Consider the following 13,460-nt stretch of genomic DNA (forward strand, 5'->3'; position numbering starts at 1 on the left):
GGGAATTTTATGTAATTAGTCTCTACTCCGAGCCTAGTAGCAACTTCATAATGAAGGGAGATGTGATACAAGGTCAGGAGGTTTCAAATGAGAATGCGCAAGTGGTATCGAAATTGGGCGATCATGCTCAGCTTGCTTGTAATGATTCAAACCGCCTTACCTATCATGGTGAGCGCTGAAATGGGAGATGAGGTGCTGCAGACAGCATCAACATCAGCATCTCCACCCTCAACTTCTGCTGCTACCCCACCTATTGCAGAAGATGATGCTCTACCTATTTGGGCCAAAGATGAGATTGAGGAACTCCTTATGAAAGGAATTGTGGATAACCATTCACTCAGCGGTACCTTCCAACCGAGTACATCGTTAACACGAGCGGATGCTGCGGTTTGGCTCTTGCATGTCGCCGAATTGAGTAATATGAATACTACAGCCAAGAATGAAAACCCAATTTTCAAGGACATTGATGAGCAGCTGCATCGCAATGAAATTGCAAAGGCAGCCAGATTCGGACTCATCGAGGGCTATGAGGATGGTACATTCCGCCCTGAAGCGTCGATCTCCCGGATTGAAATAGCTGTCATGATTCAGCGCGTGCTGAAGTTGGATATGTCTCATTCATCCGCTTTTGCAGACCAATCCAATATCCCTGATTGGGCTGAGCTTGCCGTTGGAGCAATGAGTAAGGCAGCCATCGTTAGGGGGTATGAAGACCATACCTTTCGTCCTTACAATCAGGTAACGAGAGCTGAAGCGGCCGTCATTCTGCATCGCGCATGGAAATTGTCAGCTATTAAACAAGAAGGCGTATTGATGCTGTCGATAAAAGCAACCGACGGTCGGCCACTTCCAGGTGCCAATGTGCAGATTCATGCCAAGGGCAAGCGAGCCATTCTAGCGGCCGGAACGACGAACACTTCTGGCCTATATGAAGTCAAGCTACCCTTCGGAACATACGATGTCAACGCTGCTAACGATCGTGGAGCCGTAGCGTATCAAGTTGTGGAGCTAAGCAAGCAAAGCCAAAGCGTTAATGTGCAAACCGTTCAGGCTGCAAGCCTTTCGGGTAAAGTAGTGGGGGAAAACGCTGAACCTCTACAAGGGGTTATCGTGTCATTCACAACGAACCCTACTTTCTTCGCAGTGTCCGGTACAGATGGGACATTCAAAGCTTACGTACTACCAGACCACACATACCAGTTATCTTTGCTAATATTGGAAAACTGGAAAGCATACACGGATCAAGCAGGAATACCGGATTCCATTCTAACAAATGGTGCACTCCAGGACATCCTGAAGGTTCTGGATGAGAGCGAGAAACATACATGTTCTTGTCAGCTCGTTAATGTACAGCAAGAGGTAAGTGCGCCAGGGCCTGGCCAACTGGCTGAGATTGGCCGATTATCTGCGCTTGACGGAACTGTTAGTCCAGCAGGTGTCTATTCAGGTGGGAGCCCAGGAAGTGGAGGCGTCTCACAGGGTGGTGGTTCAACCGATGTGACGGCACCTGCCATCCCAACCGGCTTACAAGCAGAGCGGGCAAATCAGCAGGCTGCGCTGAGTTGGACTGCGAATTCGGAAGCCGATCTGGCAGGCTATAAGGTTTATGTCTCCTTAGATGCCGGAATAACGTGGTCACTTGCAGCCGATGCGATACTTACGGCTTCTTATACGGCTACAGGATTAGTGAACGGTACTGTGTATACCTTTGCTGTAACGGCATATGATCAAACTGGCCATGAGTCGTCTAAATCAATGCCGCTAACCGTGCAACTCAGCCTGCAGAATCCATCAACGCCAGCTGGTTTTGAGGGCACGGTTGGCGATAGTGAAGTTTACTTAACCTGGCTGCCGAATACCGATACGGTTACAGAAGGCTATAAAATCGTAATCACATCGGCTGAAGATGAAGGAGCATCCTATCACGAAGAGTGGGATGCCGAGAACAATACGACTCTGACTTGGGGTGGAATAACTAATGGTCAGCCCTATCAATTTAAGCTGACAGCTTATAGTCAAGACGGTCAAGAATCGGAAGCCACATTTCTTGAACTGACCCCAGGAAGAGAGGTAACACCTGATACGACGGCTCCTGCTGTACCAGCAGGTTTTGCTGGTACGACTAGCGGAGATCGCGTGTCCGTGGTTTGGCAGACGAATGACGAAAGCGATCTTGCCGGATATAATCTTTATGTTTCATCTGACGATGGAAGTAACTGGATACTTGAGGGTCAAATTTATCCTTATCTATCTTCGTATACATTTACGAACTTAAGTTACGAAGTAACATACAGCTTCGCTATTTCCGCTTATGATGCTAGCGGCAATGAGTCGGAGAAATCCGCTGTCATCTCCCTTACACCACATGAGGAGCTTGACACGGAATTTCCTGCTCCGCCAATGGGGCTTGCAGCATCCACCGGAGATACGAAAATTCAGCTGACATGGTCACCGAACAGTGAAGAAGATCTGGCGGGCTACATGCTTTATATATCTGAGGACGGCGCAGTAACATGGCGCAGCGGCATCTCAACAGGTTATGCAACCACATATCAAGCGACAGGCTTAACCAACCGCAAGGTGTATACTTTTGCCGTAACAGCACTCGACTATGCCGGCAACGAATCGGCCAAATCCGCATTTGTGACGGCATCGCCGATCAGCGCTGATCAAACAGCACCTTCTGTACCAGTCGGTCTGAACGGCAACGCAGTCGACGGAAGTTCATCACTCATCTGGCAAGCGAACAGTGAGAACGATTTAGCGGGTTACAGGATATATTCGTCAACGGATAACGGAGCCACTTGGCACTTGAAAGGCGATGCCAAGAAGTTGACGGTCTTTACTGCCTCTGGCTTAACGGACGGAACGTCTTACAACTTCACCGTTTCCGCTTACGATAGCAATGGCAATGAATCGGCCAAATCGGCAGCTATTAATCTTACTCCGATGAAGCAAGACATCCCGGAGGATCCTGCTACTGCTGCCCCTGACATTCCGCTGACGAGCATACCTTCTTTCGATGAGCAAATTCAATTCCTGTATACGGGCAGTAATGCCGTGCAGGCAGGGGTTATCCCAGGTGCGATACGCTCCGATGTTTCGGCGGTGCTGCGTGGTAACGTGCTTGATGCGGATGGCGTGCCTCTAAGCGGAGTGAAAGTGAGTATTCTAAACCACCCGGAATTTGGGCAAACATTAAGCCGTGTAGATGGCGCTTATGATTTCGTGGTAAACGGAACAGGAACGTTAACTGTCCAATTCAGCAAGCAGGGTTACCTGCTGGCTCAGCGCCCAGAGATAGTGACATGGGGGACCTATACTAGCGTGGATGATGTTGTACTGCTTGCATATGATGCCAATGTGACTGAGCTAAACCTTGCAGATGCGACTGATACTCAGGTAGCACGCGGAACGACGGTCCAAGATGAAGATGGCGAGCGAACATCGACGATTGTTGTGCCGAAGGGTACAACCGCTACGATGACTCTGGCAGATGGAACGGTTCAACCGCTTCCGCAAATCCATTTCCGAGCAACGGAGTACACGGTCGGCAACAGAGGACCGGAAGCAATGCCAGGCGTACTGCCGCAGAATGTCGGCTACACCTATGCGGTGGAGCTGTCGGCGGACGAAGCCGTGGAGGCGGGGGCGACCGAAGTTACTTTTAGCCAACCTCTGTATCACTATGTTGATAATTTCCTTGAATTTCCTGTAGGATCTTCCGTTCCCAATGCTTATTATGACCGCAAGGCGGGGCTCTGGGTGCCAGCACAGAATGGTGTTATTATCCAGATTGTTGGGATTGAAGCAGGCATTGCACAGGTAGATACGGATGGCGACGGCGTGGCCGAAAGCGGGACGAAGCTAAGCAGCTATCAGATCACGGAAGAAGAGCTGCAGAAGCTAGCCACCTTATACACGGATGGTCAAAGCTTATGGCGTGTACCGATTCCGCATTTTACTCCTTGGGATCATAACTGGCCATATGGACCCCCTGCTGACGCAATCGCACCGCCGAATCCGCAACCTAAGAAATCACCTCAGCCGGATCCCCGAGAAGAACCCTGTAAGCAGCCAGGCTCCATCATTGGCTGTCAGGATCAATCCCTCGGAGAGGCGATAGCCATTCCCGGTACACCATATACGCTTCGTTACCAAAGTGAACGGACGGAAGGTTATGAGGAGCCTTCGACGATTCAATTTCCAGTAACAGGATCATCACCGCTTCCGGCATCCGTACAAGGCATTTCTGTCAGCATTCGTGTGGCTGGCCAAACGGTCTATGAGTCACTGCCATTAACGCTCAACCAGTGGTATACGTTCAAATGGGACGGAGTCGACGGATACGGCCGCAAGCTTATCGGGGATCATCCTTATCAAGTTACGGTAAGTTATCACTATAAAGCTGTGTATTACCCCACACCCGGAGGCTTCGCAATGAGCTGGGCAAGACTTCCATCTGCTGCTGGGGCTATCGGTTCTCGAAATAGTTCGGAAATGATGGTGACGAGATCGTATGAAGGGATTATTAGCTCGCCTGTGAATCCTTATGAAGAGCAAGGTATCGCAGGTTGGAGCTTGGATACGCATCATATTTTTGATAATACAACGAAGAAATTGCTTAACGGTGATGGGCAATCGCAGAAGAAAGACAGCGGTCAATTCAACCCGCTCAGTCCACAGACGGGGCAGCAACAAAATTATGTAGATCAATCCTTATATGCCATCGTTGGATCTGATTTTTATTTTCTAGTAAGAAACAATAGTAATATAAATGAAGTGTCGATCATACGGGTAACGCCAGACAATGTTTCGCTCAAAGTGGCTACGTTCCCCTCACAAGGCTTTCCTAATGCTTTTGCGGTTAGCCCGGATGGTACCTTATTTCTGTCCTATTTGTATGATGGTATTTATAAAAAAGGACCTAGCGATTCCGATTGGAAGCGTGTTGTCGGCAAGGGATCATACGGTTCAGCCGTTATTCCTGACGGAAGCAAGGGAACCGAAACTGGCGGCGGGGATTTTAGCGCATTTGCGACGGATAGCGAAGGAAACTTGTATTTTGAAGGCCGCCATCCTACTAGTGGAAGTAATACTACGATTCAATATTATAAACTCGATGTGAGTGGTTATGTGTATCACGCAGGCAGGACTGGATACGGCCCTGACACCGGACCAGCTACACCAGCAAATATCGGGTACGGAAGATTGACTTCGAGCCCTAACGGCACAATTTATGTGATAGATAACATGTACGACTATTGGGGCGTTAAGAGCCGTATTCGCAAAATGACAAAAGACGGCTCGTTAGAACTTATTGCCGGTGATGCAAGCATGGGGAAGAGAGACCCTGTTATCGCTGATGGCTCGTCCGCACTTCAATCGCGATTCTATGTACGGGAGATATTTGTGGACGGACAGGAAAACATCTACATGCAGGTAGATGGGGTCAACACGACATTAGGGTCAATTTTCAAAATCACCTCAGATAAAATGGTTCATCTTGTTGATCAGAAGGATGCTATGTCCTATGTGAAAAGAAATAACTTTACGCTAAATTTTGTGAAGTTAATTGGTGTGGATCAGAAAGGGAATCCTATGTATAGAACCTATGATCAACGTGGAATCACACCTAACTTCTTCCGTATCGGAGTTGATGTGAATAAGACCAGCATTCCTAACGATGATGGAATTACGATGACCCAGATCGATACGGTGAATGGTCGTCATACGGAAACAGTTCATGTCCTTACGGGTAAAGTGATGCAAAGCTTCGGTTATGATGCAGAGGGGCGATTGATTCAGCTAGAAGATGACTACGGAAATCGTACAACGATTGAGCGGGATACGTCAGGCAAGCCGACTGCAATCATTGCCCCTGGCGGGCAGCGTACGGAGCTGACGGTTAATGAGCAGGGTCAACTTGTAACTGTAAGCGGTAAGCTCGGTTATCAATATGACATGACGTATGATGCGAAAGGATTGTTAACATCGTTTACAGACCCGAATCGGCACAAATCTGACTATCTCTATGATGAAAAAGGCTACCTTATCCAGGCTAAGACACCTGCTGGCGGGGTAAAAACCTTAACACGCACAGAACGAAGTGATGGCCTGTCCGTTACATTCACCGATGCTGCGAACCGGCAAACCGTTTATGAGACTCGCAAAGTTGGCAGCAATACAATTCGTACCGTAACCGAGCCCGGCGGAGCCAAGTCTGTTGTGGCTTATCAATCAGACGGTTCCAAAGAAATGACGTATACGGATGGCACCAAAGTCACGCAAAAGCTTGAAAGTGATCCTCGATACGGCATGGATGCCCCCGTACTTAATCAGATGAAAATTACAACACCAGACGGACGTGTTGTAACGTATTCGGAGACGCGAGCGGTGGAGAGAGACAATCAAGGTCGTTTTACTTCCTTAACACAAACGTATGTGGTCAATGGCGCAACGTCTACCGTGAAATACGATGCAACGGCAAGAACTTATGTAGAAACATCTGCGGAAGGGCTGTCTAAAGTATCCCATTTGAACGACAAGGGAACAATTGTGCGGGTTGAATATCCGAATCAGTCGCTGCAACCGGTATTGTACTTGTATGATGAGCGCGGACGCTTTCGGATGATCTCGCAGGGCAGTCATTCTATTACTTATGCCTATAACGCAGGTGGAGAGCTCGTTTCGGAGACAGATGAAGCTGGCAACCGGAAGGAATATGGGTATAATGAGGCTGGTTTCCTGACGATGATCAAACAGCCAAGTGGTAAGACATATTACAAAGATTATGATAAGAATGGTAACCCTGCGCAAACTACACTGCCTGACGGAACCATTTACACGCAACAGTATAATAACTTGAATCAATTAAGTACGTTTAAGCCGGAAGGTGTGCAGCCATGGCTAACACTGACACATGATGCAGCCGGGTTTGTCGATCAGGCAATTCTAGCCAGCGGTCGCGCTCTTCAATATGGATTTGAGTCTGGTGGCAGCAAGCGGATCCAGAGTATGAATGATCCTGATCTGAACCGATCTTTTACGTATGGGGACTCAACCGACCGTGTCACACAGATGGTAAGTGAGCAAGCAGGGGATCCCGATCTGCGGCAATCTGTCGGTTACACATATGGTGGAGGCGAGGTCCTTCAGATGGTTCTGCAGGGTGCAGCGAACGCCACTTTCGACTACAGCTTTGATACTGGAGCTAATGTGACGAACATTACGAACATCCGCACCACCGTAACAGGGGAAGTTTACGGGCAGCCGAGGACAGTCATACAAAACACACAACTCGGCTGGGATCGCGATGAACAGATGACTAAGTTTGGACCGTTTCAATTCACTCATGAGCCTAGCGGTCTTGTAAGTTCAATCACTGACGGCTCGTTCCAGATTCTGAATAGCTACGATGACCTTGGCAAGCTCGAACAACGCAACTATCTATGGGAGGGGCAAATCCGTTCCAGCACAGAGTTTACGTACGATTCGAGAGGACTTATGTCTGATGAAACAGAAACTTTTACCGAAGGAGCAGCAAGTCAAACTCATTATAGTTACGACGCGGACGGTCAACTATTAGCTTCGCTCAGAACCGGCACAGACGGTACCTATAATGAAGTATACACATATGACGTCACCAAGAACCGCGTCAGCAAGCAGGTGAATGACGCAGCTCCAGAGATGAGTAGTTATAATTCACGCGGTCAGCTCCTGACAGTAGACTCAGTGGGGTATGTCTTTGATGCCGACGGTTTCCTGACGAATCGAGGCGGAGACACTTATCGCTATGGTATACGCGGTGAGCTTTTGGAAGCGACTGTTACTGGTAATACGTACCAGTATGCTTATGATGCAATTGGGCGACGGACAGCACGCGAAGGGGGCGGAAATACGGAGAAATACTTGTATGGCCACCCAGAGTTCATCCATATGCTGACGGGTTCCATTGACAAGAATGGTATACTGACGAACTATTTCTATAATGAAGAGGGCTTACTCATCGGCTTGGAACGTGATAGTCAGCGCTATTACGTAATAACTGACAATGTAGGTACACCAAAGGAAGTTCTGAATATGGCAGGCGTTTCTGTCAAAAAACTAAGGTACAGCTCCTTCGGTGTATTGCTTAGCGACTCGAATCCAGGCTTCGAGTTGATGATTGGCTTCGCAGGTGGTCTCGAGGATCGGGCTGTCGGACTCGTACGCTTCGGCGCACGTGACTATGACCCATTCTCCGCAAGATGGACAGCACGCGACCCGATTCTGTTAGACAGCGGGGAAACAAACGTCTACGCCTATGTCGGTAACAACCCGATTGTGTTGCGTGATCCGTGTGGTTTGTTCTGCATCGGTGCTTCCGCTTATGCCGGCGTTGGTATCGGCGGTAAGGTATGTGCAACGGAAGATGGCATATCGGCTTGTGTGGAAGCAGGTGTGGGTGCAGGCGGCGGTTTGGAAGTCGATCCATTCGAGGACCTGTCCAAAGGTGGTTCTTCCTTCGAAGCTGCAGCCAAAGTGCAGTATGGCCCAATAAAAGGAGAATTAGGGGCGAAATACTTCAAAGCATGGGATCCGTGCAAAGAAGGGGAAGGATCCCTCATTGCGAAGCTAGGGGCAGGGCCGGTTCAACTCGATGTCACCGATTTGTCTAAATCCGCGATCAAGGGAAAATTTGATGATTTACGCAAAAATATAAAGGATCTATTCAAACCTTCAGTTAAACTTGAAGCTGCAGCCAAAGTGAAGCAATGCTTGCAATATAAGTGGTGATTGAGGAAACCGTTAGGGCTGATGGCCTTGACGGTTTTTTCTAACAACTTAATTAATCAACCTTTGTATTGAAAAATCTGGATTTGTGTGGTTCACTCGATAAGAAGATAGATTCCATAAGGACAGGGAGTAGATTTAGTGATATCAGTAGTGATAGCGGATGATCAAACATTAATGCGGGATGGGCTGCAAACCATACTCAGCCTGCAAGAAGATATCCATGTCGTAGGCATGGCCAAAGATGGCGCGGAGGCGCTTCAGCTTGTGAAAACTTTATCCCCGAATGTCGTGCTGATGGATATTCAGATGCCTGTGATGAATGGCATTACATGCACCCGGCACATCCGTGCGGAGTATCCAGACACACTGGTACTGATCCTTACCACTTTTGCCGATGACGATTATATTATTGAAGCGCTTGCCGGAGGAGCTACAGGCTTCTTGCTCAAGGACATTCCTGGTGAGAAGCTTGCTCAATCCATACGCGATGCAGTGAATGGCCACTTCCTGCTGCCTTCCGTCATTGCAGGCAAATTAGCAGCACGTTTGTCTTCCGCTTCGGCTTCGATTCAAGGTATGAAGCATACAGTTCGTGCGATCGCAGATGGGATCACTTTATCCGATAAGGAACTTGAAGTCGCGCGTTGGATGCTGGAGAGCAAAACGAACCGAGAAATTGCGGCAGGGATGTTTATGAGTGAAGGAACGATTAAGAACTATGTGAGTGCCATCTATGCCAAAATCGGAACGAATGATCGGACTGTGGCTATTCTAACATTACGTCAACTGTTGGGCGGTGGGGATACTTGAGTAGGCGCTCCCCGAAGCGTTTCACAGGTGTAATCCTATTCTTGCTGCTGATTATTCTCTGTTCGGTTGGCGCCACTTACTTTGTGAATGACGGATTCTCCCGGCTGCAGGTACTTCCTCCGAAGGTTTTGCCTAGCATGAGCAAATGGGAGGCGCACTTAGGAAAGCTGCCGATTGTGGATAACCAGCTGCAAGATACGGAATCCGACTGGAAACCTTACTTGCAGATTGCTTCAACCGCACAAGGACAAACCAATATGGCTGAGTTCTGGGTTCGTGTTCGCCTGCCTAGTGGCGTTGCGGCGCTGCGTGATGCCCAGTTGAATATTCAAGATATAAAGGCTTTTGAAGTTTTCGTTGATCATCGCAAAATTGCTTCAATTAATGCGGATCTCCAGGAGACAAAGACGAAATCCATCTTCATCTGGAAGCAGGTTCCGCTGCCAGATGATGCTACTGGTAAATGGCTTCAGATACGGATTATCCCTCAAGGTTCTTCGGTAATGGGTGTGTATCTGCCAATGCGAATTGTGGAAGCTCAGGATAATCTTATAGAGCTGATACGTATAGATACAATAAAATGGGCACTTATTGCGTGTTTTTTATTTCTAAGTGTGGTCTCCTTAGGTGTTTTCATCATGCACCGAGATGTTTTGTATGCGTATTTTTCCGTGCTGAATTTTACTTGTGCATTTGCTTGCTTAGCGCTTACTTATACCTTGCAGATTTATGGCGACTGGTCGCACATCACCTATTATTACAGCGTCTGTATTCCAGTCGGAATGGTTGCCGTTGTCGGTATTTTTGAAAGATTAACGGATGCCAGTCTACATAATCGGTTCCGGATAAGCCGTTATCTGTTAAAACTCTTTGCTTTGACTTGTATAATAATAGCTTATTTACATGAACCATGGGTTTCGCGATTCATCCATATTTACCTTGTCGTTCTAGCCATCATCATCCCACTTCTTGCGATTCCCGTGATGCGTATATTCTATAAACAACGGGATGGCGAAGCCGCATGGCTTGTAATGGGGATAGGCGCGATAACACTAGGATTATGTTTGAATTACGCTACTTATTTCTTCCCGCGCTTCGGCAAATTCGCGTATGATTACGCACCTTATTATTATATTTATTGGATTGAGAATATCGGAATTTTCGGAGTTTTCATTTTTGTTTTATCCTTAGGAATGGTTTTTATTACAAGATTACGCAGTGTTTTTGTACAAAATCAAGTCATTTCCGAACGTCTCCAGGACCAAAACAGCCGGCTTCAGGAGCTCGATCGGTTGAAGGACGACTTTCTGGCTAATACGTCCCATGAACTGCGTACACCGCTACAGGGCATAATTGGACTTACCGAATCCCTCCTTGATGGTGTAGCAGGTGCGCTGCATCCCAAGGTGCAAACGAACCTGGAGCTCGTCGTAAGCAGCGGCAAAAGGTTGTCCAGACTTATTCATGATCTGCTCGACTTGTCTAAACTTAACCATCAAGATATCGCTTTAGATTTAGTTTCTCTACCTTTGCCTGACACGGTATCACTTGTCCTGGCTGCTTTCGAGCCGCAGGCTGCCGCTAAAAGTATTCAGCTTGTGAAGAGGTTTCCAACTGGTCTTCCGCTCGTAAGTGCGGACGCTAATCGGTTGCAGCAAATTTTGTACAATTTGATCGGAAACGCAGTCAAATTTACAGATACCGGCGAGGTGTGCGTAACCGCGAAACAAGTAGGAGAATTTGTAGAGGTATCTATCATAGATACAGGCATTGGTATTCCCAAAAATAAACTGCATACCGTTCTTGCCCCTTTTGAACAGGCAGAACTTGGCGCCAGAAGGGGAGGGACGGGACTTGGATTGACCATCTCGCATAAATTGATTGCCATGCATGGCGGGCAGTTTCACTTGGATGCGGCAGAGGGGAGCGGAACGACAGCCAGCTTCACGATCCCGATCAGTCGAAAAGAGGAGGATGTTGCTGCGTCCGAGGGCAGCTTCCTGCTGCCCGTACTCGACAATCAACTCCAATGGGAGTTATCCGCAGCAGCTGCTGCGGAGGGGGCAACAAGTGAAGCGGGAAATTTCCCTGCGTCACGGATACGAAACCCGTTGCCGTCAGCTACGGTGTTGCTTGTGGATGACGAGCCTGTTAATCTGCAGGTTCTGGACAATTATTTGAGCGGTTCCTCTCTACGATTGCTGAAGGCGGCGAATGGCAAAGAGGCACTTGCACTTATCGAACAGCATGTGCCTGATCTCCTACTGCTAGATGTGCTGTTGCCTGATATGAACGGTTATGACATCTGTCGTCGACTTCGCGAACGATATGACGAAAGTACCTTGCCGATCATCCTGCTAACGGCCAAAGGACGACTGGTCGATTTACTGGAAGGCTTCGATGCCGGTGCAAATGATTACATCGTGAAACCGTTCACCCGGCATGAGCTGCTAGCCCGTGTTGGTATTCAACTGAAGCTATCGCGCTTCACGTTGGAGTTAGAACGGATGGTCCAGGAGCGTACCTCCGAACTAGAGTTTACAACAACTCGTCTTCGTGAATCCGTTCGTGAAACAGCCGAGACGCTCAACGAGTTGACGCTTATGGAAGAGCGGAACCTGCTCGCCCAAGAAATTCATGATCATGTTGGACACACACTAACCACGTCCATCGTACAAATGGAGGCTGCCAAAATGCTGCTCGAACGTGGCGACCCACGGGGCAACGATAAGCTGGCGCTTTCGCAGCAACTGGTTCGTAAAGGGTTGGACGATATTCGAGAATCGGTCCGTACCTTGAAACAGCAAGGGGCCGATTTCCAGCTGGAGCCTGCGCTTAAGCTCTTGCTGGCACAAACGGAGGATGTAGCCGGCATGAACGTCGAACATGACATTTCACCGCTTCCGCCATTAAGCTCCATGCACAAAAAAGCGATCTACCACGCGCTCAAAGAAGGACTCACTAACGGAATCCGCCATGGACGCTGCACTAGTTTTCAGTTCAAGTTGATGACACATGACGACAAGCTGATATTCTCGTTATGGAACGACGGTGAGCGCTATGAGGAGACTGCCCTAGGTTTCGGTCTGCAGTCGATGATGGAGCGTATCACACAATTGGGAGGCAGTCTTCGGATATCCGGCGACGAGGAGCGAGGCAATCGTGGATGTTTGTTAATTATTGAGTTGCCAGTTGTAGGGTATAAGTAGAAGGGATGAGTCGGCAAATGGCTCCCGCGGGGGTGAGATAGTCGAAATAATCGACTATCCCAAGTGAAATCGGCGCCGGCAGGGGTGAGATAGTCGAAATAATCGACTATCACGAGCGAAATCGGCGCCGGCAGGGGTGAGATAGTCGAAATAATCGACTATCTCGAGCGCAATCGGCGCCTACGGGAGTGAGATAGTCGAAATAATCGACTATCTCGAGCGAAATCGGCGCCGGCAGGGGTGAGATAGTCGAAATAATCGGCTATCACGAGCGAAATCGNGCGCCGGCAGGGGTGAGATAGTCGAAATAATCGACTATCTCGAGCGCAATCGGCGCCTACGGGAGTGAGATAGTCGAAATAATCGACTATCTCGAGCGCAATCGGCGCCCGCGGAGGTTAGATAGTCGAAATAATCGACTATCTCGAGTGAAATCGGCGCCCGCGGAGGTTAGATAGTCGAAATAATCGACTATCACGAGCGAAATCGGCGCCGGCAGGGGTGAGATAGTCGAAATAATCGACTATCTCGAGCGAAATCGGCGCCGGCAGGGGTGAGATAGTCGAAATGTATCTGAGTCAATAGAGTGGACACAAAAAAAGCTAAGAAATCAGTTTCTGTTGTTTGTAAAACTGTGATTCAAACTTATCTGGAGACAAATAG

General features: G+C 48.4%; 3 protein-coding genes. All 3 read left to right on the forward strand.

Annotated elements, in window-relative coordinates; translation table 11 throughout:
• Nucleotides 1-87 precede the first annotated feature (87 nt).
• The 3 genes from ASG89_RS08235 to ASG89_RS08245 all read left to right on the forward strand — a co-directional run bounded on the left by ASG89_RS08235 (nt 88) and on the right by ASG89_RS08245 (nt 12,797).
• Nucleotides 88-8,778 carry a fibronectin type III domain-containing protein gene (locus tag ASG89_RS08235; RefSeq protein ID WP_057310110.1) on the forward strand — a complete coding sequence of 2,897 codons (8,691 nt, stop codon included), beginning with the start codon at nt 88-90 and terminating at the stop codon, nt 8,776-8,778.
• Nucleotides 8,779-8,916: 138 nt separating this feature from the next.
• Nucleotides 8,917-9,588, forward strand: coding sequence for a response regulator transcription factor (locus tag ASG89_RS08240; protein WP_235549663.1), 672 nt, complete (start codon nt 8,917-8,919; stop codon nt 9,586-9,588).
• Complete coding sequence (locus tag ASG89_RS08245) at nt 9,585-12,797, forward strand: ATP-binding protein (RefSeq protein ID WP_157276565.1); 3,213 nt, start codon at nt 9,585-9,587, stop codon at nt 12,795-12,797. The genes ASG89_RS08240 and ASG89_RS08245 overlap by 4 nt, the downstream gene beginning before the upstream one ends.
• Nucleotides 12,798-13,460 lie beyond the last annotated feature (663 nt).

Origin of the sequence: Paenibacillus sp. Soil766 (assembly GCF_001428105.1) — a bacterium.
In the GTDB taxonomy this organism is placed as follows: domain Bacteria; phylum Bacillota; class Bacilli; order Paenibacillales; family NBRC-103111; genus Paenibacillus_E.

Bases quoted from the DNA above. Each gene is read 5' to 3' on its own strand.
- ASG89_RS08235 (WP_057310110.1), top strand. From the start codon at position 88: ATGAGAATGCGCAAGTGGTATCGAAATTGGGCGATCATGCTCAGCTTG.